Source organism: Polynucleobacter sp. AP-Kaivos-20-H2 (assembly GCF_018882215.1).
In the GTDB taxonomy this organism is placed as follows: Bacteria; Pseudomonadota; Gammaproteobacteria; order Burkholderiales; family Burkholderiaceae; genus Polynucleobacter.
On sequence record NZ_JACVOX010000001.1, the window covers coordinates 417,543 to 438,979 of the forward strand.

The 21,437-nt window shown below is 45.6% G+C and carries 18 protein-coding genes and 2 tRNA genes; 4 read left to right on the forward strand and 16 right to left on the reverse strand.

Translation table 11 applies throughout. The features are described 5' to 3' along the window. Nucleotides 1-208: 208 nt before the first annotated feature. Together ICE89_RS02120 and ICE89_RS02125 are read right to left on the reverse strand one after the other, a co-directional pair. Nucleotides 209-285, reverse strand: a tRNA-Arg gene (locus ICE89_RS02120). Nucleotides 286-321: 36 nt separating this feature from the next. After that, nucleotides 322-398, reverse strand: a tRNA-Pro gene (locus ICE89_RS02125). 30 nt (nucleotides 399-428) lie between these two features. Between ICE89_RS02125 and ICE89_RS02130 the strand changes: the two genes are divergently transcribed. Further along, on the forward strand, nucleotides 429-827 hold the full coding sequence (locus ICE89_RS02130) for a hypothetical protein (RefSeq protein WP_216264570.1): 399 nt from the start codon (nucleotides 429-431) through the stop codon (nucleotides 825-827). A gap of 129 nt (nucleotides 828-956) precedes the next feature. Continuing rightward, complete coding sequence (locus tag ICE89_RS02135) at nucleotides 957-2,984, forward strand: TonB-dependent receptor (protein WP_216263893.1); 2,028 nt, start codon at nucleotides 957-959, stop codon at nucleotides 2,982-2,984. A 10-nt stretch (nucleotides 2,985-2,994) separates the two neighbouring features. On the opposite strand, the gene ICE89_RS02140 is transcribed toward ICE89_RS02135, so the two are convergent. The 7 genes from ICE89_RS02140 to ICE89_RS02170 all read right to left on the reverse strand — a co-directional run bounded on the left by ICE89_RS02140 (nucleotide 2,995) and on the right by ICE89_RS02170 (nucleotide 9,969). After that, nucleotides 2,995-3,519: a chromate transporter gene (locus ICE89_RS02140; protein WP_216264573.1), complete on the reverse strand. Its 525-nt coding sequence runs from the start codon at nucleotides 3,517-3,519 to the stop codon at nucleotides 2,995-2,997. Continuing rightward, nucleotides 3,516-4,082 carry a chromate transporter gene (locus tag ICE89_RS02145; RefSeq protein ID WP_216264576.1) on the reverse strand — a complete coding sequence of 189 codons (567 nt, stop codon included), beginning with the start codon at nucleotides 4,080-4,082 and terminating at the stop codon, nucleotides 3,516-3,518. Before ICE89_RS02145 ends, ICE89_RS02140 begins: the two co-directional genes overlap by 4 nt. Next, nucleotides 4,079-4,906 carry a hypothetical protein gene (locus ICE89_RS02150; RefSeq protein WP_216264579.1) on the reverse strand — a complete coding sequence of 276 codons (828 nt, stop codon included), beginning with the start codon at nucleotides 4,904-4,906 and terminating at the stop codon, nucleotides 4,079-4,081. The genes ICE89_RS02145 and ICE89_RS02150 overlap by 4 nt, the downstream gene beginning before the upstream one ends. Before the next feature lie 102 nt (nucleotides 4,907-5,008). Further along, a complete protein-coding gene (glmM, locus tag ICE89_RS02155; protein ID WP_216264593.1) occupies nucleotides 5,009-6,352 on the reverse strand; it encodes a phosphoglucosamine mutase in 1,344 nt (447 codons plus the stop codon). Nucleotides 6,353-6,381: 29 nt separating this feature from the next. Next, on the reverse strand, nucleotides 6,382-7,221 hold the full coding sequence (gene folP, locus ICE89_RS02160) for a dihydropteroate synthase (protein ID WP_216264596.1): 840 nt from the start codon (nucleotides 7,219-7,221) through the stop codon (nucleotides 6,382-6,384). Nucleotides 7,222-7,270: 49 nt separating this feature from the next. Then, nucleotides 7,271-9,148: an ATP-dependent zinc metalloprotease FtsH gene (gene ftsH / locus ICE89_RS02165; RefSeq protein ID WP_216264626.1), complete on the reverse strand. Its 1,878-nt coding sequence runs from the start codon at nucleotides 9,146-9,148 to the stop codon at nucleotides 7,271-7,273. A gap of 146 nt (nucleotides 9,149-9,294) precedes the next feature. Then, nucleotides 9,295-9,969, reverse strand: coding sequence for an RlmE family RNA methyltransferase (locus ICE89_RS02170; RefSeq protein WP_216264629.1), 675 nt, complete (start codon nucleotides 9,967-9,969; stop codon nucleotides 9,295-9,297). 126 nt (nucleotides 9,970-10,095) lie between these two features. Here ICE89_RS02170 and ICE89_RS02175 point away from each other — a divergent pair, with 126 nt between their 5' ends. Next, nucleotides 10,096-10,722, forward strand: a complete 627-nt coding sequence (locus tag ICE89_RS02175) for a YhbY family RNA-binding protein (RefSeq protein WP_072582461.1) — start codon at nucleotides 10,096-10,098, stop codon at nucleotides 10,720-10,722. 28 nt (nucleotides 10,723-10,750) lie between these two features. On the opposite strand, the gene ICE89_RS02180 is transcribed toward ICE89_RS02175, so the two are convergent. The 7 genes from ICE89_RS02180 to gloB all read right to left on the reverse strand — a co-directional run bounded on the left by ICE89_RS02180 (nucleotide 10,751) and on the right by gloB (nucleotide 20,612). After that, the gene (locus ICE89_RS02180; RefSeq protein ID WP_216264632.1) at nucleotides 10,751-11,224 is read right to left on the reverse strand and encodes a DUF4149 domain-containing protein; all 474 of its coding nucleotides are present in this window, start codon (nucleotides 11,222-11,224) and stop codon (nucleotides 10,751-10,753) included. Then, nucleotides 11,224-11,700: a transcription elongation factor GreA gene (gene greA, locus ICE89_RS02185; protein ID WP_216263868.1), complete on the reverse strand. Its 477-nt coding sequence runs from the start codon at nucleotides 11,698-11,700 to the stop codon at nucleotides 11,224-11,226. The genes ICE89_RS02180 and greA overlap by 1 nt, the downstream gene beginning before the upstream one ends. A gap of 58 nt (nucleotides 11,701-11,758) precedes the next feature. Continuing rightward, the gene (carB, locus tag ICE89_RS02190) at nucleotides 11,759-15,022 is read right to left on the reverse strand and encodes a carbamoyl-phosphate synthase large subunit (RefSeq protein ID WP_216264647.1); all 3,264 of its coding nucleotides are present in this window, start codon (nucleotides 15,020-15,022) and stop codon (nucleotides 11,759-11,761) included. After that, nucleotides 15,022-16,206 (reverse strand): glutamine-hydrolyzing carbamoyl-phosphate synthase small subunit, encoded by a 1,185-nt coding sequence (gene carA, locus ICE89_RS02195; protein WP_216265007.1) that lies wholly within the window; start codon nucleotides 16,204-16,206, stop codon nucleotides 15,022-15,024. Before carA ends, carB begins: the two co-directional genes overlap by 1 nt. Nucleotides 16,207-16,450: 244 nt before the next feature. Next, on the reverse strand, nucleotides 16,451-18,334 hold the full coding sequence (locus tag ICE89_RS02200; RefSeq protein WP_216264650.1) for a propionate--CoA ligase: 1,884 nt from the start codon (nucleotides 18,332-18,334) through the stop codon (nucleotides 16,451-16,453). Between the two features lie 32 nt (nucleotides 18,335-18,366). Then, nucleotides 18,367-19,803, reverse strand: a complete 1,437-nt coding sequence (locus ICE89_RS02205; RefSeq protein ID WP_216264652.1) for a transglycosylase SLT domain-containing protein — start codon at nucleotides 19,801-19,803, stop codon at nucleotides 18,367-18,369. Further along, nucleotides 19,803-20,612 (reverse strand): hydroxyacylglutathione hydrolase, encoded by an 810-nt coding sequence (gloB, locus tag ICE89_RS02210; protein ID WP_216264654.1) that lies wholly within the window; start codon nucleotides 20,610-20,612, stop codon nucleotides 19,803-19,805. Before gloB ends, ICE89_RS02205 begins: the two co-directional genes overlap by 1 nt. Before the next feature lie 6 nt (nucleotides 20,613-20,618). Between gloB and ICE89_RS02215 the strand changes: the two genes are divergently transcribed. Then, nucleotides 20,619-21,437, forward strand: coding sequence for a class I SAM-dependent methyltransferase (locus tag ICE89_RS02215; protein ID WP_216264656.1), 819 nt, complete (start codon nucleotides 20,619-20,621; stop codon nucleotides 21,435-21,437).

Here is a 21,437-nt window from a genome sequence, read left to right on the forward strand (position 1 = left end):
CTCAACCGTCACGTAACCGGACACCTCACAGTCGGGTCAAACCGACACCTGATCACCAGGGTTCAAATTTCAACTGAGTCGCCCCATAGTCCACTAGGATCCGCCACGCCCTAATACAAGATCGGGTTCTCGATAGCAAAGCTAGATCATGATTAGCCACAATCAGGCCAATAGACCAGCCTAAATATGTATGAAGAAATGTGAAATTTGGCCTGCCCAGCACGATTCGAACGTGCGACCTACGCCTTAGAAGGGCGTTGCTCTATCCAGCTGAGCTATGGGCAGTTATATGCTGGGTATATCTAGAACAATAAGGGAAAGTGGTCGGAGTACAAGGATTCGAACCTTGGACCCCCTGCTCCCAAAGCAGGTGCGCTACCAGGCTGCGCTACACTCCGACGGAACCGATATTTTACACCGAGAGGGCCATGCAAGGCAAATCCTGTAAGATTCGTCACATGGTTGCCTATTTTTCAAGCAAATTTATGAAGCAAATTCATGCTGCGTTTACAGCGGCATTGCTAGTATTTTGCTTGCTTGGCACCCACTGGATAGGCCTCTCACATAGCATTTCTCATACTGGCTTCCAAAATCAAGTACTGGAAGCTAATACCTCTGCCAATATTGATAAGAGTTTCAATCACAGCTCGGATGTCTGTCATTTGTTTGACGCACTTTCACTTGCAGGATTTGTACCAAGTAATCACATTCAAGCCCCGGTTATTCTTGTCAGCGCTTTAGATCTACAAAATTCAAGCAATCCTTCGTTGCGAAGCTTGACTGGTAGCTCTTACCACTCACGCGCTCCCCCTACTTTCATCCTTTAAAACAAAGCGCTCTATTGCGCACCTCCGTTTTAATTGCTCACCATGTATTGGTGAATCTGGATGAATATGAATTATCGTTTTACACAATTTTCTTGCAATCGCCTAATAGCACTGGCCTGTATTTTGCTAATGAATCCTGCTTGGTCCCAAAACCAAGCGGAGAGTTTGCCTCAACTTGATGTCACTGGAGTACGTGAAGGTGGGCAAGGATTCCTCTCGCCAAATAAAGTATTAGCTGGTGATGAACTTCAAAACAAGCTTTCCGGAACACTGGGAGCAACGCTTGCCAATGAGTTGGGAATTTCAGCGACTGGTTATGGGGCGGGATCTTCAAGGCCAGTTATTCGAGGCCTAGATGGCGCCAGAGTACAAATCTTGCAGAACGGCCTATCGGTTGGGGATGTTTCCAGTATCTCGCCAGACCATGCAGTTGCAAGCCCAATGCAAAATACCCATCAGATTGAAATCTTGCGCGGTGCCTCTGCCCTGCTTTATGGATCAGGCTCAAGCGGTGGCCTGGTAAACGTTGTGAATGATCGCATTGTCACCTCAATGCCTGATGCAGTATCTGGCGCACTCAATACCAGCTACGAAACAGTGAATCAAGGTAAGACTGCCAATATTGAATTAGATGCACCTGCGGGACCTTTAGCACTCCACTTTGATTCAGCGATCAGTAATTCGAATAACTATCGCATCCCAGGCTTTGCAGAACAAGGTGGACCAAATGCTAATTGGTCTATCAATCCAGGTCAGCCAGTGAATATCCCCTACAGCGGCAAGTTACCCTTCTCTTTTAGCAATGAAAATAGTATGGGCTTAGGAGCGAGCTATGTTCGCTCCGATGGATACACCGGCATCTCCTTAGAGCGTATGAATCACAACTACGGAATTCCTACTGCAGAAGGTGGCTTTATTCAGCAGTCGCAGAATCGTTACGATTTTGCTCACCAAACTAATGATCCGTTTGAGGGCTTTAGCTCGGTCAAAATTAGTGCTGCCAATACCAATTACCAACACACCGAATTTACTAACAATGGGGTTGCCTCCACACAGTGGAACAACACAGCCACTGAAGCAAGGCTAGAGTTGGCTCATAAAGAATTGCTTGGATCTAAGGGTATATTAGGCGCGCAAATTACTGGCGCAACCTTAAATGCCACGGATTTATCCACGAATAATTACGCTATTGTTCCGCAGACAAAATCCAATGCAACTGCCCTATTTTTGGTTGAGGAAGGCCGTTATGGCCCTTTAAAAACAAGTCTTGGGGCTCGCTATAGCTACACTACTCAAAATCCCAATTCCGGAACACAGTTTCCAAGCGCAAGCAGTCAGGAATTTGTCCCGACATCTTATGGTCCTCCATCACTACAGAGTAGACAATTTAATTTAATGTCCTATTCAGCTGGTGGAATGTTCGATATTGCCAAAGGATACGGCATGGGTCTTGCCTATACAGTCTCTCAAAGAGCGCCATCTGCACAAGAGCTTTACTCCTATGGGCCTCATGATTCAACCGCAACATTCGATATCGGTAATGCAAACCTAAGCACAGAAACATCACATAATTTAGAACTGAGTTTTCAGAAGAGCTTGGGGGTAATCCGCAGTAAAGCTAGTATTTACAGGAACCAATTTAGTAACTACATCTATGGCTACTACACTGGCGCCTATAGCCAAGCCAATGAAAACTTTTCCGTGGTTCAAGCATCTCAAGCAAATGCCTCTATTCAAGGTGCAGAGGCAGAGCTTAGTTATAACTGGAATGAAACCGGCGTGGGGGGCAGATTGTTTGGTGATGTATCACAAGGAACATTTACCGCGGGAGGAAATCTTCCGCTACAACCGGCACCACGTCTAGGCAGTGAATTGGCTTACCAACGTAACGGCTGGTTAACAAGCGCCACCTATATTTACAGCTATCAACAAAATAAATTGGCCAGCTGGGAAATTGGTCCTACGCCCAGTTACAACCTAGTAAATGCCAACCTCTCCTACACTGAGCGTATTGGAAAAGTGAATTGGACTGGATATCTCATACTAAAGAATCTACTTAATGAAGAGATTCGCTACGCTACATCACCCATGGCAGTACGACTATATGCGCCACAACCAGGAAGAAGTCTCATGGTTGGCGTTCGCGCAGCCTTTTAATAAAGGCACACTAAAGATATTTGAGTAGTAAAAATCCAAGTAATCCTGAACCGAGAATTACAAATACAGGATTAATTTTTGTTCTCAGAATGAAATACAGGGAAATTAAAGCCAACCCCAAAGTTATGGGGCTAACGACAGAGGATTTAGCTACAGCATAGACACCAGATGCCATTAAGCCGATTGAAATGGGCTCTAAAGCATTTTGAATGCTTCTACGCCAAGGGCTTTCTCCAAAACGCTTCCAGATGCGACCAGCATAAAAGCACAAAATACTCGATGGCAAGAAAAATGAGAGCAGAACAACTCCAGCTCCTACTAAGCCAGCAACCTGAAATCCGATCACTAAGACCATCAGCATATTAGGGCCTGGTGCAATTTGTCCGATACTATAAATATGTACAAAACGCAGGTGATCAATACCAAATTGATGAGCCAGTAAGGTTTGCATCTCCGGCAATACAGCGGTCCCGCCCCCTACTGCCAGGAGTGACAGCAAGCCAAAGCTGAGTGCCAATGATACTAAATGACTCATGAGCTAACCCTTGGGCGATACATATAAATTGCTATCGGGGCCATTATTAACAGGACGATGGGTAGGCTTAGCTTTACAAGACTCATCAAAATAAAGGTTGGAACAATAATGAGAAGTGACTTGAGATGCTTCCAGTGCTCGTCACCAATCCGATAAGTAATTGCCGCCAGTAGGCCGCATGCAGCTGCTGCAACTCCAGACAAAATGATATTTGCTAGTGGGTGATCTGTATTCGTGGTGTACGCAACACCAATAATTAGTACAAATAGAGATCCGGGAAGTATTAGGCCGATGGTAGCCACGAAAGCGCCTAGCATGCCACGCAAATGATCTCCGGTTAACACCGCTAAGTTCACTGAATTTAAGCCTGGCATAGTTTGGCTAATTGCAAGATAGCCCATGAATTCATCGGCAGTCAGCCAGCATCTTTTTTCAATTAAAAGAATGCGCTCATAGGCAATAATTCCCCCACCAAAACTTATGGCACCGATGAGCAAAAACTGGAAAAAGAGGTCATATAAACTTACTGACAGCTTTTTCTCAGTTAATTTTGTGGAGCTCATTCAGGCTTTCCATAGATTAATGCCGTTTTTGTACTACCAATTTCTAACCAATCAGCTAATTCAGTTTGAAGCTTTTTAAAAAACTTATCAGCCCTTTTGTGTGCCTTGGCTTGTGAGCGATTTTCATCGTTTACGCGATATGAAAAGGCAAGCTCCCCTACGATAGGGTCGCCAGCAGTCCTCATCCAAATAGCAATTTCACAATGAGCTTGTACACCATCCCCAAAAACCAGATTTCCCAATGGCAGACAGGCTTCAAGTATCTTATTGTTAGGACCACCAACAATATGCACAGGCGTTTTTTTATCTATTGCAAGATATGCCATGCCTGGGAAATACTCACAAATCGCACTTATGGATCTGTCAAATAAACTATCAATTGGAACGGCGTCCAAAATTGCATTATTCGAGTAAATTTGACGTTTAGAGCCCAGTGCATCACCACGTAATATTTCCTCTTTGAAGCGAGCTCTGGATTTTATTTTCTTTTGTGGGGTTGGATTAAATTTGGACGCATGCTCCATGTCATGGGTTCGACACTTGAGCGTGACTTCTGCATAGTCATCTACCCACACATTCTGTCGCGACTCTCGAACGCGCAAAATAATATTATTTAAACGGAAATCCTCACCAGGAGTATCGTAAAAATAAATATTTCGTAGCCCAGTATTTGCATTATCAAGATGAAAGAAATCCACCTTACTTTTCTTGCAAAACTTCACAATTTGTTCGCTAAGAAGCAATATTCTGCCGTGACGATCAAGGCCCTTGGGCTTGATGAGCAGTTTAAATTCTCTATTGGTGATGGATGGATGAAGCTTCATACAATACTCCTCTGTTTTCTTGAGCCTATCACCAATTAGTGAAAGTAAGTCGGTTCATGAGGCCATATATGGAAAAAACAAGCCCTTAGTGAATTAAGTGGGTTAGGCAGTAGGAACCAAATCAGCAATGCTTTTAGCCGCACTCATTGCGATATCAGCATCTTTAGTCTCAACCATTACACGCAATAAAGGCTCTGTACCTGAGGCGCGTATCAGAACCCTACCAATGTTTTGGAGATCAGCCTCAACCTTCGTAATTTGACTTTTTAACTTCTCGTCCGTTTTCCAGTCGTAACCAGATTTGAATTTCACATTCAATAGTACCTGTGGGAATACTTTGACGGAATCCAATAATTGCGCAAGACTTTTTTTATTTTGGCTCATTGCCGCTAACACTTGAAGTGCCGCAATAGTGCCGTCACCTGTGGAGTGTTGGTCTAAGCAAAGCAAGTGACCCGAACCTTCGCCACCAATAATCCAACCATTTTGTTTGAGCAATTCCAAAACATAACGATCGCCTACATTGGCGCGCTCAAAACCGATGCCCAACTCTTTAATAGCATTTTCAACTGCAAGATTAGTCATTAGAGTACCTACAGCACCACCAATCTGCTGGCCACGATCCAAGCGATCTTTTACTAAAACATACAGAAGCTCATCACCATTAAATAAACGACCAGTAGCATCAACCATTTGCAAGCGATCAGCATCTCCATCTAGAGCAATACCTAGATCCGCTTTTACTTCCTTAACTTTGGCGATTAAGGCTGCTGGTGCTGTTGCTCCGCAACCATCATTGATATTGCGACCATCAGGGCTCACGCCAATGGAAATCACATCAGCACCTAGCTCATGAAAAACATGGGGGGCTGTGTGATATGCGGCTCCATTGGCGCAATCTACTACAAGCTTTAACCCCTTAAGATTTAGCTCGCCTGGAAATGTTGATTTACAAAACTCAATATAGCGTCCTGCAGCATCATCTAAGCGAAAGGCTTTACCAAGCTCTTTTGAATTTACACAACCCATAGGTTTTTCTAATTCAGCTTCAATGGCAAGCTCAAACTCATCTGACAACTTATCGCCATTTGCAGAGAAAAACTTGATGCCGTTATCTTGGTAGGGATTATGGGAAGCTGAAATCACTAAGCCAGCAGACAAACGCAATGCCTTAGTGAGGTAAGCAACACCGGGGGTTGGAATGGGGCCACAAAGCATGACGTCCACCCCTGCAGCAGCAAACCCGGCCTCCAACGCAGCCTCCAACAAATATCCCGATACGCGAGTGTCTTTACCTATGAGAATTTTGCAGCGTTCACCCGGCTTGGCTTCACGTGTTAATACTTTGCCGGCAGCATAGCCAAGGCGTGTCATAAATTCAGGGACGATAGGAAATTGGCCTACTTCTCCTCGAATGCCATCAGTACCAAAGTATTGTTTTTTCATGGGTTTCATTATAAAACTTAGATGCGTCACTAAGTATTGATAGCCTCCCAAAGCTTTAGAGCATCAACAGTCTCGGGAACATCATGAACCCGGACAATTTGAGCGCCACGATCAGCAGCCATAATTGCTGCGGCAATGCTTGGGGCAACACGTTCGTTAGTGTCTTTACCAGTAATTTTGCCAATCATCGATTTACGGGAAATTCCCGCCAATACAGGAAGACCTAAAGTCGAGAAGTCAGCAAAGTGTGCCAGCATTTTGAGGTTATGTTCCAAGCTCTTGCCAAAACCAAATCCCGGATCAATAGCAATACGGTCACCTCTAATGCCTTTGGAAATGAGGAGTTCCGCCCTATCCTTCAGAAATTTCTTTACTTCTACAATGACATCCTGATACTCGGGGTTAAATTGCATTGTTAAGGGGTCGCGTTGCATGTGCATTAATACAATGCCACAGTCGCGACTTTCCATCACCGCCTCTAAAGCTCCCGCCTGCCTAAGGGCCCAAATATCATTTACACAATCAACTCCAGCATGCAGCGCTTGACGCATTGTTTCTGCTTTATAGGTGTCTATTGATAAAGGCACGCCACAATCTTTTAAGGCCTCAATGACCGGAAGCACTCTATCCAACTCTTCTTGCAGTTCAACTGGTTCAGCACCAGGTCGAGTTGATTCCCCGCCAATGTCAATAAGATCAACGCCGTTGTCAATCATCAACTCCGCTTGCGCAATAGCATCCTTAGCACTTCTAAATTTACCGCCATCAGAAAATGAATCCGGGGTTGCATTCAGAATGCCCATCACAATCGGGCGCTTGCGTTCGGTGAAGTCAAAAAGAAAACGCCCACAACGCCAAGTTGTGGGCATATCTTGAAGGCTTTGATAATGCATCAAAGACTGCAGCTAAGCAAAGTAATTAAGCAGTAGCTGGAGCGCTGCCAGTAGCAGGGCCAGGGGTACCAGCAGAATTACCAAACTGAGTGGCTGGAGGTGGCTTAGGCGCACGTGGTGGGCGACCTTCCATGATGTCATTTATTTGCTCTGCATCAATGGTTTCCCATTCAAGCAAAGCCGCAACCATCGCCTCAACTTTATCTCGGTTTTCTTCCAAGATCGATCTAGCTAAAGCATATTGGCTATCAATCAACGTACGTATTTCAGCATCTACCTTTTGTTGAGTTAGTTCGGAAACTGTTTTGGTGCTGTTACGACCAAAAATACTTTCTGATTCAGTATCAACATAAACCATAGTGCCCAAGCTATCACTCATACCATAACGAGTCACCATGTCACGAGCCATTTTCGTAGCGCGCTCAAAGTCATTGGATGCCCCAGTACTTGAAGAGTGCAAGAACAACTCTTCAGCAGCACGACCACCAAACAAAATAGCCAACTCTTCCATCATGCGATCTTTATACAAGTTCACACGATCAAATTCAGGTAGCTGCCAAGTCACGCCCAACGCCATACCTCGCGGCATGATGGTGACTTTATGAACAGGGTCAGCCTTAGGTAAAACCTTAGCTACAACAGCATGGCCAGACTCGTGATAAGCGGTATTGCGACGCTCTTCTTCGCGCATAACAGCAGACTTGCGCTCAGGACCCATATAGATCTTGTCTTTAGCGTCCTCAAAGTCTTTCATGTCTACTGCACGTTTATTACGACGTGCTGCAAATAATGCAGATTCATTTACCAAGTTCGCTAAATCTGCTCCTGAGAAACCCGGAGTACCGCGAGCCAAAACAGCAGCATTAACGTCGGGGTCAATTGGAACCTTGCGCATATGCACTTGCAAAATTTGCTCACGGCCACGGATGTCTGGCAAACCTACATGCACTTGTCGATCAAAACGTCCTGGACGTAATAAAGCTTTATCAAGCACATCAGAGCGGTTAGTGGCAGCCACTACGATCACGCCACTATTACTTTCGAAACCATCCATCTCAACCAGCATTTGGTTTAGTGTTTGTTCGCGTTCATCATTGCCGCCGCCCATGCCAGCACCGCGATGACGACCAACAGCATCAATCTCATCAATAAAGATGATGCAAGGAGAATTTTTCTTGGCGTTTTCAAACATGTCACGAACACGTGATGCACCAACACCAACAAACATCTCAACAAAGTCAGAGCCGGAGATTGAGAAGAAAGGAACCTTCGCCTCGCCTGCAATGGCGCGAGCCAAAAGAGTCTTACCAGTGCCCGGAGGACCTACGAGCAATACGCCGTGCGGAATACGACCACCAAGCTTTTGAAACTTTTGCGGATCTTTTAAGAAATCAACAATCTCAAAGACTTCCTCTTTGGCTTCATCGCAACCTGCAACATCGGCAAAGGTAACAGTATTACTGTTCTCATCAATCAAGCGCGCTTTAGATTTGCCAAAGGAGAATGCACCACCCTTACCGCCACCTTGCATTTGGCGCATCATGAAAAACCAAAAGCCAATAATTAATAAGGTAGGGCCAAGATAGTACAAAGCAGAAACCAACATATTTGGCTCGTCATCAGCTTTACCGGTAACTTGAACTCCATATTTCATGAGGTCACCAACCATCCAGATATCACCTGGAGAGATGATGGAGTATTTAGTGCCGTCAGCAGGCGTCACTTGCAATGTGCGACCTTGCACATCTACACGCTTTACTTTGCCGGCTTTAGCGTCATCCATGAATTGGGAATACGTCACCTGAGTTTGATCCTTAGGCTTATCAAACTGTTTAAAAACAGTGAAAAGCACCAAGCCCACAATGAGCCACACACCGATTTTTTGGAACATATTGCTGTTCAAAATGAGTCCTTTTCTGGAGTGAACCAGGAGTTAAAGCGATTTGCTTCCTAAGTATTTGATTCTACTACCACCCTTTTTCAAGAGCTAATGGCATATATATTTGATAAAACCCTATAAAAACGGGGGTATTAGCCAGTATTTAGAGCCTATTTCGGAGGTTTTAGGTTTCTACCCAAAAGGAAGATCTCAGAAGACTTTGCTCTAGATGCTTTAGGTTTACGGGAGGCAACGGTTTTAAAGACCTTTTTAAAGGATTCCACTATCTGGCTATAGCCACTACCGTTAAAACATTTGATTAAAAGCGCACCCTCAGGTTTCAGATGAGCAGTAGCGAAGTCTAGGGCTATCTCTGCTAAAAAAGCCATTCTGGCAGCATCAGCAACACCAACCCCAGAAAGGTTTGGCGCCATATCCGATAGAACCAAATCAACCTTGCCTTCGGCACTCTTCGGTAAAAGCGCCTCCAAAGCAGCAAGACCCTCATCTTCCCTAAAATCACCCTGAATAAAACTCACATCAGCTATATCTTCCATGGGCAAAATGTCGATGGCAATAATCTGACCGTCCGGTTTGCCGGACTCAATTTTGGGATTGCTTTTGCCAAGCTCAGTGAGACGATTACGCACGTACTGAGACCAACTCCCGGGAGCGCTCCCTAAGTCCACAATAGTCATACCTGCCTTGATAAGATGATCTTGCTCGTCAATTTCACTGAGCTTATAAACCGCTCTAGCGCGATAGCCCTCTTTTTGAGCCATCTTCACATAGGGATCGGACAGATGATCCTGCAACCAACTTTTATTAAATTTATTCTTTGCCACAATTTACCCACTTTCGCCGTCTATTTTCCTAGTTTCTGAGCTCTAAAGCAAAAGGAATCGATCAAAATACAGGCAAATTCAAGCTAAAAGGGCAATTTAGATCCTCAATGCTCTATCATCAAGCCCATGACTGCACTCACTATTACCCCTGCACAACGTAAATCCCTCAAAGCTGACGCTCACGACCTAAGTCCCGTTGTCATGATTGGTGGCGATGGCTTAACACCTGCTGTAATCAAAGAAGCTAAATTAGCCATTAATCATCACGGATTAATTAAGATTCGTGTTTTTGGTGATGAGCGCGAAGCACGCATTGCTATGTATGAAGAGCTTTGCGACAAACTTGATGCTGCTCCAGTTCAACATATCGGCAAGTTACTTGTGTTGTGGAAACCAAAAGATATGGTGGATGAGGCTTTTAGCAATCTAGGTAGATCAAGTAAGCAAACTAAGAAATCTTTGCAGGCTCCTCGTACGAAACGCCAGCCAAATCGTGCTCCAGCAAAAGCTGGCGTACGTACTAGCACCTCAGAAAGATCGGATCGTCGCTCTGCTTCAAATGCAGCACCATTTGCACGTGCTGCAGCAGTGAAGTCGGCAACACCTAAGAAACGTGTTTTGCGCTCTGAAGCGGCGGAATCAAAAATTGGCTGGTCTTCTCCCGGCTACAGAAAAGCAGTTGCTGCACCCGCACCAATTAAGAAACGTAAAGTCAGAATGAGCAGCACTAAGAAAAAGTCACTTGGCTCTTAATTTAAGCAAGTGAAATACAAAAACGCCGCTAGTCGGCGTTTTTTGTTGCCCACCAAACTAAGGCAAGACCGAGTACTGCTTGAATCATAAAAATTGCACTAGAAACGCCATGTAGGCGAGCAAATAATGCGGCATTTGTAGACTCGCGAACCGACAAGCCTAAATAAAGTGCTTGCTCTCTCAATGCATCCATCCAAGGAATAATGATAAATGCTGCGCCAACTGTGAATGCGAGCATTCCTAATAAGATCCAACGAATGATGCGGTAATGGTCGTCACCCTGTCTTACTAGGTGATTTGCCATCACCATTAGAAATGCGCTTAAGGCGACACCGATATAGGCAGTGGTTTTGAAGAGATTTGCTGCAATCATGCCGGCAACCTGTCTGTCGCCCAAATTAGAGAACAAAACAGGCACCACTAGAAATCCAATGGTGATGAAGCTACCAACCCAAAGACCTGAAATCAGGTTAAAAATTCTTTGGGTGCGGATGGGGGGCATTAGACGTAACGCACAGCCAAGATTTCAACTTCGCGATTGCCGCCAGGGGCTTGCACAGCCACAATGTCACCCTCTTCTTTGCCGATTAATGCACGAGCAATCGGTGAACTGATGGAGATTTTCTTAACGGCGATATCCGCTTCATCATCTCCAACGATTTGATAGGTTAGCTTAGTACCATCTTCTAAGTCCTCAAGATCAACAGTAGCACCAAAGACTATGCGGCCAGCAACATCCAAGGTAGCAGGGTCAATAATTTGAGCTGCCGATAATTTGCCCTCTAACTCTTGAATGCGGCCTTCAATGAAACCTTGTTTTTCTTTAGCGGCATCGTATTCAGCATTCTCAGAAAGATCACCTTGAGCGCGAGCCTCGGAGATGGCATTGATAACAGAAGGACGCTCAACGTGTTTAAGACGGTGCAGCTCCTCTTTGAGAAGTTCTGCACCGCGCTTAGTAATCGGAATTGTGCTCATGAAACTAACCTAACTTAAATTCTTGCGCAAAATCGCGCGTATAAAAGTCAATTTTAGATTAAATGAGCTCGCGATGTAAGTTTTGCAAGGAATAAACCTCGAGGGAGTCGAGTCGGCCATTTTCAGAGGCTAACAAACCATCCATCACTGCTCGTGCTGCACTAATAGTCGTGTAATAAGTAACGCCATTAGCCTGAGCGCTGGTTCGAATCGATCTAGAGTCTGCAATCGCCGTCCGGGTCTCATCCACAGTAGTAAATACCAATGAAATCTCACCATTCTTGATGAAATCCACAATATGGGGGCGTCCATCCTTTACTTTATTAACTACCTTTACAGGTAAGCCAGCCGCTTCAATTGCTGCTGCAGTACCTTTAGTAGCAACCATCGGGAAGCCCAGTTGATGTAACAACTTAGCAACTTCAATTGCTTTTGGCTTGTCACTATCTTTGACAGTCAAAAGAACGGTTCCGCTCTTAGGCAATTTGATGCCAGCACCCAACTGTGACTTAAATAAAGCCTCACCAAAGGTCTTGCCAACACCCATCACTTCGCCAGTAGAACGCATTTCTGGTCCGAGAATTGGATCAATGCCTGGAAATTTATTAAATGGAAATACCGCTTCCTTGACTGAGAAGTATGGCGGTTTCACTTCAGTCTTAATGCCCTGCTGCTCTAGGGTCTGACCAACCATACAACGTGCCGCAATCTTGGCCAACTGCAAACCAGTGGCTTTTGATACAAACGGTACGGTACGTGAAGCGCGTGGATTTACTTCCAAGACATAGATGACATCTTTGCCATCTACATTCTGAATCGCAAACTGAACGTTCATTAAACCAACAACATTCAGTCCTTTAGCCATCGCTGCAGTTTGGCGTTTAATCTCTGCCACCGTTGCATCAGATAAAGAGTATGGAGGCAATGAGCAGGCTGAATCGCCAGAGTGAACACCGGCTTGCTCGATATGCTCCATAACGCCACCAATAAATACGGCTGTACCATCGCTAATGCAATCAACGTCACATTCAATAGCATCATTCAAGAAGCGATCTAGAAGCACAGGAGAGTCATGAGATACCTTAACGGCTTCACGCATGTAACGCTCAAGGTCACGACCATCATGAACGATTTCCATTGCACGACCACCCAAGACATAGGAAGGACGAACCACTAATGGATAACCAATTTCTTCGGCGAGCTTTAGAGCCTCTTCTTCAGCACGCGCTGTACGGTTAGGCGGCTGACGCAGTCCGAGATCCTGTAGTAGCTTCTGGAAGCGTTCGCGGTCTTCTGCTGCATCAATCATGTCTGGTGAAGTGCCAATAATTGGCACCCCATTGCGTTCAAGATCTAAAGCCAATTTCAAAGGTGTTTGACCACCGTATTGAACGATGACGCCCTTTGGTTTTTCTTTAGCAACAATCTCCAATACATCTTCTAGAGTTAGTGGCTCAAAGTACAAGCGATCCGATGTATCGTAGTCAGTCGAAACGGTTTCAGGGTTGCAGTTAACCATGATGGTTTCATAACCATCATCACGCATTGCTAAAGCAGCATGCACGCAGCAATAGTCAAACTCAATACCTTGACCAATACGGTTAGGGCCTCCGCCCAAAACCATGATCTTCTCTTTATTGGTTGGTTGTGATTCGCACTCACCATGCTCTGCTTCATAGGTTGAATACAAATAAGCAGTGTTAGTTGAGAATTCAGCCGCACAAGTATCCACGCGCTTGTAGACTGGAACCACTTTCAATCGATGGCGCGCAGCACGAACGGATGCAGCGTCGACTTTGAGTAACTTTGCTAAGCGGCGATCGGAGAAACCTTTTTGCTTTACAAAGCGTAACTCAGGAGCTGTTAGGCTATCGATCTTGCGCTGCTTAAGCTCAGTCTCTATGGTGATCAGTTCTTCAATTTGCTCCAGGAACCAAGGATCAACTTTAGTTTCACTATAGATCTCATCAAGACCCATACCCATGCGGAATGCGTCTGCCAAATACCAAATACGATCTGGACCAGGCTCATTGATTTCATTAATGATGTCATCAAGATCTGTGGATACTTCATCCAAGCCGTCAACACCAACCTCAAGACCGCGAAGCGCTTTCTGGAAAGACTCTTGGAAAGTTCGACCAATGGCCATGACTTCGCCAACTGACTTCATCTGCGTTGTTAGGCGGGAATCAGCCTGAGGGAACTTCTCAAATGCAAAACGTGGAATCTTGGTAACAACGTAATCGATTGAAGGCTCAAATGATGCTGGTGTGGCACCACCAGTAATATCATTCTTGAGTTCATCAAGGGTGTAGCCTACGGCCAATTTAGCCGCAATCTTAGCAATTGGGAAGCCTGTAGCCTTTGATGCTAAAGCCGATGAACGGGATACCCTTGGATTCATCTCAATGACGATCATGCGACCATCCACTGGATTAATCGAGAACTGAACGTTAGACCCACCGGTATCAACACCAATTTCTCTCAGAACAGCAATCGATGCATTACGCATGATTTGATATTCTTTATCTGTCAACGTTTGCGCAGGCGCTACGGTAATTGAGTCACCGGTATGTACGCCCATTGGGTCTAAGTTTTCAATTGAGCAAACGATGATGCAGTTGTCATTGCGATCGCGCACGACTTCCATCTCGAATTCTTTCCAACCCAAGAGAGACTCTTCGATTAAGAGCTCACGTGTTGGTGATAAATCGAGACCACGTTTACAAATTTCTTCAAATTCTTCACGGTTATAGGCAATACCGCCACCTGATCCACCCATGGTGAATGATGGACGAATAACTACCGGGAAACCTGAGCTGCCAGTTTGCTTCTGAATTTGCTGCTGAACCTCATGAGCCTCATCCATTGAGTGCGCAATGCCGGACTTTGCAGAGCCAAGGCCAATTTTGGTCATGGCCTCTTTAAACTTTTGACGATCTTCTGCTTTATCAATGGCTTCTGGTGAAGCGCCAATCAGTTCGCAGCCGTATTTCTCTAAAACACCATGACGGTGAATATCTAACGCGCAGTTCAGTGCAGTCTGGCCACCCATGGTTGGCAAAATGGCATCAGGCTTTTCAGTAGCAATAATGCGTTCAACTACTTCCCAAGTAATCGGCTCGATGTAGGTTACATCAGCCATCTCTGGATCAGTCATGATGGTTGCAGGATTACTGTTGACCAAAATAACTTTGTAGCCCTCATCACGCAATGCCTTACAAGCTTGCGCTCCGGAGTAGTCAAACTCACAGGCCTGTCCAATCACAATCGGACCAGCTCCAATAATCAGGATGCTCTTAATGTCGCTACGCTTAGGCATTATTTGCCCTCCTTCTTGGCAGCATTCATTAGCTCCACAAAACGATCAAATAAATAGGCAATGTCATGAGGACCTGGTGAGGCCTCAGGATGTCCTTGGAAACACAGTGCTGGCTTGTCATTCCATGCCAAACCTTGTAAAGATCCATCAAATAAAGACACGTGGGTTACGCGAATATTGCTTGGCAATGTATTGGCATCAACCGCAAAACCATGATTCTGTGAGGTGATGGCAACACGTCCCGTATCTAAATCTTTCACGGGATGATTGGCACCATGGTGGCCAAATTTCATTTTTAATGTCTTGGCGCCTGCTGCAAGACCCATGATTTGATGGCCTAGACAGATGCCAAAGGTTGGGACGCCCTTTTCAATAATTTCTTTTGCTGCAGAAATAGCGTAGTCGCATGGACCAGGATCGCCAGGCCCATTTGAGAAGAACACGCCATCCGGATTCATGGCCAGCACTTCTGCTGCGCTAGTTTGCGCAGGCACAACTGTTAATTCACAGCCTCGCTCAGTCAGCATGCGCAAGATATTGCGTTTCACACCAAAGTCGTAAGCAACTACCTTTTTAATTGGCTTGCTAGTATCTAATGTTCTATATGCAGGCTTGCCGTTTGGCCCGTGAAGATCCCATTCGGCCTCGCGCCACTGATAGGCTTTTTTAGTAGTAACTACCTTTGCAAGATCTAAGCCTGACATGCCGGGGAAAGCTTTAGCAAGCTCAAGAGCTTTCGCTCCTAAGGATTCATAGCTATCGCCTACTTTACCGGCAACAATTGCGCCGGATTGGGCGCCCTTGTCACGCAGAATTGTGGTGAGTTTGCGTGTATCTATGCCAGCAATTCCTAAAACACCTGCTTTGGTAAGGTAGTCATCCAAGGAACCTTCTGAGCGGAAATTGGATACGCGCTTTGGAAGATCCTTCACTACCAAACCTGCTGCATGAATCTGATCTGATTCCGCATCTTGAGCGTTTACACCAACATTGCCGATGTGCGGATAAGTTAAGGTAATAATTTGGCGTGAGTAGCTGGGATCAGTAATGATCTCTTGATATCCAGTCAATGCGGTATTGAATACAACTTCGCCAGTAGTTTCGCCAGGGGCGCCAATGCTAAAACCGGGAAATAATGTGCCGTCGGCTAGGGCCAACACAGCTGGGGGAAAAGAAGGAAGCAAGGGTGACAAACCATCTCCAGTCCCTGCTCCATCCGACGCTCAAAACCCCAAAAAAGACTAGCCCGGGGATGTTTTTGCGGGTGGTGAGTGTCTTTAAGCGCTAGGGTATTTATTAAGTTTCGAACCTTGCAATCATAACATTTTTGCTCGTAAACCCTTGGATATACAGCCAAATGGGGGTTGGAAGGTAAAAAGCTCCCCTAGCCTAATGGCTGGGAGAGCAATTTATTCAAAAATGGGTGTTTTAAGCCTTGGCGCTTTGCTCAATGATAGTCTTAACTTGAGCTAAAACAGACTGGTCATCCATCGTGCTGATATCGCCAGGATCACGTCCTTCGGCTACAGCCTGAAGTGCGCGACGAACAATCTTGCCTGAACGTGTCTTTGGCAACGCAGTAACTATATAAACCCGGCCAGGTCGTGCAATAGCCCCTAAGGTGGTGTCGACAGTCTTCATGCACTCCGCTTCCAAAGTAGCGGTATTGGAGGCATCTTTAGGAATCACAAAGGCAATCGCGGCTTGCCCCTTTAATTTATCCTCAATACCAACCACGGCAACTTCTGAAACATTCGGATGGCTAGAAATACTTTCTTCGATTTCGCGAGTACCAAGGCGATGTCCAGCTACGTTAATCACGTCATCCGTACGACCCAAGATGAAGAAATAACCATCCTTATCTTTAATGCCCCAGTCAAAGGTGGAGTAAATTAATTTGCCTGGAATCGTTTCCCAATAGGTGCTGACAAAGCGCTTGTCATCGCCCCAAACAGTTTGCATGCAACCTGGAGGCAATGGACCTTCAATGGCAATGACGCCCTTCTGATCTGGGCCCAGCTCTTCGGAAGTGGCATCGTCGAGTAACTTCATGTTGTAACCAAACGATGGCACACCTGGTGAGCCAAATTTATGCGGCATGACTTCAACGCCACGCTGAATTGCCAGCATTGGCCAACCTGTTTCTGTCTGCCAATAGTTATCCACGATCGGCTTATTAATTGCACCATGAATCCAACTGGCTGTCGGTTCATCCAAGGGCTCTCCTGCCAGGAACAGAGCACGCAATTTAGAAAGGTCATATTTGGTTAAGAAAGCAGGGTCTTGTTTCTTCAGAACGCGAACTGCTGTTGGCGCAGAAAACATGACAGACACTTTGTATTTATCTACTAGCTCCCACCAAATGCCTGCATCAGGACGCAAGGGAGTGCCCTCGTACATGATCGTAGCCATACCAGATAGCAATGGCGCATAAATAATGTAGCTGTGGCCAACAACCCAACCAATATCGGATGTGCAGAACATGGTCTCACCAGCATTACCGGTAAAAATATGTTTCATCGACGCGGCGAGAGCGACTGCGTAGCCGCCTGTATCACGCTGAACACCTTTAGGCTTTCCAGTTGTACCGGAGGTGTACAAAATATAAGAAGGATGAGTTGCATCAACCCATACAATAGGCACTACATCATTTAAATGCTTTTGGCGTTCGCTTGCGTAATCTAAATCACGTCCAGCAACGGTGGTGAATTCAGTCAAACCGCGATTCACAATCAAGACCTTTTCAGGCTTGTATTCAGCCAGAGTAATTGCCTCATCTAGCAATGGCTTGTAAGGAACTGCTTTGCCGCCACGTGCACCTGCTTCTGCGGTAACAATCAGCTTTGGTTTTGCATCATCAATGCGAGATGCCAAGCTGTGTGATGCAAAGCCACCAAACACAACGGAGTGAATGGCGCCAATGCGAGCGCAGGCAAGCATTGCAAAACAAGCCTCAGCAATCATCGGCATATAAATAAGTACGCGATCACCCTTTTTAACGCCTGCTGATGTGTAAATTGCTGCCATACGATTCACTTCTTCGTATAACTCTTTAAATGTATATGCCTTCTCTTGATTGGTTTCTGTAGAAACTGCAACCAAGGCAATTTGATCTGGACGATCTTCTAAGTGACGATCAACTGCGTTGTAGCAAAGATTCGTTGAGCCACCCTCAAACCATTTAGCAAATGGAGGGTTATCGTAATTGAGGACTTTGTCAAAAGGTTTTTCCCAATGTATTAACTGCGCCTGCTCACCCCAAAATCCATCTGGGTCTTTAATTGAACGTTCGTGGTGTGCTTTGTAGGACATGGTCAACCTGATCTCTTAAAAAGTTACTCGAATTACTGGCTCTTACTCACCCCTTTACTAGCGTTGCTGCTGGCTGAGGCAGGTGAAATACCATTTTTCGCAGATTTTGCAAGCCCTGTCGATGCGGATTTATGCTGAGATGCAGCATTTTTTGCAGAAGAATTACCCTTAGAGGTGCCCTTAACTACTGTTTTGGTGTTACTGGGTGCCACGCATTTAGTTGATTTGCCGCCCTTAGCTCCCTTGGTCGGTTTAGGGCACTTAGGCGCAGGCGGAGCTGGCTTTTCTAAGCTGAGACTGGCATTTTCTGCCATAGCAGTTGAAACATCGCCAGGTCTGCGACTAGTTTTGGGAATCAGCACGGTAGAGCCTGCACGAATACGCATCCCTCTTGGAATACCGTTTACCTCGCGCAGAGCATCTACGTCAACCCCTAACGTTTTGGCCGCCTGATCAACACTTTCTGTTTTAGATACCTGAACAGCCGTCCAAGTAGAAAGTGGTTTGGTGTATTGCATTAGGTTATCTTGAAAAATTTCCGCATGTGCAAATGGTAGAAGAATTTGCTGATTAGCGTTACTTAAAATTACCGGCTTATTAAATGATGGATTTAGAATTTGAAATTCATCTGCAGGTATCTCGGCCAGCTTAATTACAAGAGCAACATCAATATCGCTTCCGACATCGACCGCTACAAAGTATGGGTGATTTTCCAATTCAGGCAGCACAATTCCATATGCTTGCGGATCCAACACAATTTGTCGATACGCCATCAATTTAGGGACGTAATTACGCGTCTCACGCGGCAAGGTCAAACTTTCGTAGTCAGTTGGCAAACCAGCAGCAGCATTGCGCTTCTGCGCTTTAGAGATATTGCCGGCACCCCAGTTATACGCAGCAAGCGCCAATTCCCAGCTCCCAAACTGATTGTTCAAACGTTGCAAGTAATCCAGTGCTGCGTCTGTTGACTGCACAACATCACGTCGTTCATCCCTAAATACATTTTGCGTGAGTCGAAAGTCTTTTCCAGTGGCAGGCATAAATTGCCATAAGCCTACCGCCTTCGCACTGGACTTTGCATTAGTTACAAAAGCACTCTCAACAAAAGGTAGAAGTGCAATTTCAGTTGGCATATTGCGCGCGTTTACTTCTTGAACAATGTAAAACAAATATCGCGAAGAACGCGTCATTGAGCGGTTGACGTAATCGGGCCTTGCGGCTAACCAACGAATTTGCTCTATTTCCAGCGGGGTATTCATTGGCTCCATCTGGAAGCCATCACGGATGCGTATCCACAGATTGTCAGAAGGCGCATAAACCTTGCTAACAGATTGATTTTTGAGATTTACTCGGGCAGCTTTTGATGTTTTTGAATTTGCCTTTGTTGGGGTGTCAGAAGTCCAATCACCCGTACTTGCACAGCCACTCAACAAAGCAGCAATTACCAAGACTGCATACATCATCCGCATTAGAAGCGATCTTTCCAGCCGCGAATAACTGCCAATACATGCGCTGGCGTTGGTAATGATGGCTGGCCAGAAATCTCTTTAGCCATTGCAATGACTTCGGCTTGATCACAGCGCATAAATGGATTAACTTGCAGCTCTTGTCCAATAGTAGTTGGAAGAGTTGGCAAACCCTGCTCTCGCAGAGATTTAGCTTGCTCTGACCATGAAAGTAGATTGAGGTTGTTAGGCTCTACTGCTAGAGCAAAACGAATATTCGATAAAGTGTACTCATGGGTGCAATAAACCAAAGTATTTTTTGGCAGTGCGGCAAACTTAGCCAGCGACTCCGTCATTTGAGTTGGCGTCCCCTCGAATAATCTTCCACAACCCGAGGCGAATAAAGTATCCCCACAGAACAGCATTGGCTCAACAACATTTGCTTGCATGTTTGCAAAGTAAGCAATGTGACTTAAGGTATGCCCAGGAACTTCGAGAACCTTCAAGCTAATACGTGGGGAAGCAATTTCAAATTTATCGTCCTGCATTACGACATTAGTACGACCTGGAATATTGTCACCAACTGGGCCATAAACAGGCAGATCTTCACCCACACTTTGCAATAAGTTGAGAATGCCACCCGTATGGTCTGCATGGTGGTGAGTAATGAGAATGCCCTTGAGGGTCAAATGATTTGCGCTCAGGTACTCCAAAACTGGCGCTGAATCACCTGGATCCACCACTAAAGCAGAGCTGCCATCGTGAATGCACCAGATATAGTTATCATCAAATGCCGGTATGGGCCAAACCTGCAATAAAGTATTCTTATTCATAGACCGATGATACCAACCCCACCCATCCCCTCTCAGACGCCTGCACCTCCCTGGAGCTCGTGGGAAAAATGGCTCCAATCCCCTCCGGGACGCTATGTCCTAGCGTGGGAGCAAAGGTGTTTTGACCAAATTGTTGCCGATGTCTTTGGCTTTCATGCGTTGCAAATAGGCCTACCTCAGATAAACGCGTTAAGTGAAAATCGCATGCCTTTGCATGCCATCCTCATTCACTCTAACGACAGCCGCTCTCAAGCTGGCAATTACAACTGGCATTTGATTGAAGGTGACTCGACAGACCTCCCTTTTGCCAGCGATAGCCTAGATCTGATTGTGCTGCCGCATGTTTTAGAATTTGCTACAGACCCCCATCAAATATTGCGCGAAGTCGATCGAGTGCTTCGACCTGAGGGTCGTTTAATTATCTCCGGCTTCAACCCAGCAAGCCTCTGGGGTGCCAGACAATATCTGAGTAGATTGGTAGGCACTCCCTATCTACCTAGAGATGGTCAATTTATTAGTCTGATCCGAATTAAAGACTGGTTGGAGTTACTTAACTTCTCTTTAGACCGCGGTCACTTTGGCTGCTATAAATTTCCCTTGCAAGGCGAAGCTGTGATGGGCAAGATGAATTTTCTTGAAAAAATGGGGAATCGTTGGTGGCCCATATTTGGGGCTGTTTTCTTAGTTTCAGCCATTAAACGCCAACAAGGAATACGCCTCATTGGCCCGGCATCACTTGTCCGCATACCAGCCATTAAGCAGCTAAGTCCTGCTGCCGAGCGTAGCAATATGCAAAAACGCCTCAATAACAGCAATACCAAGTAA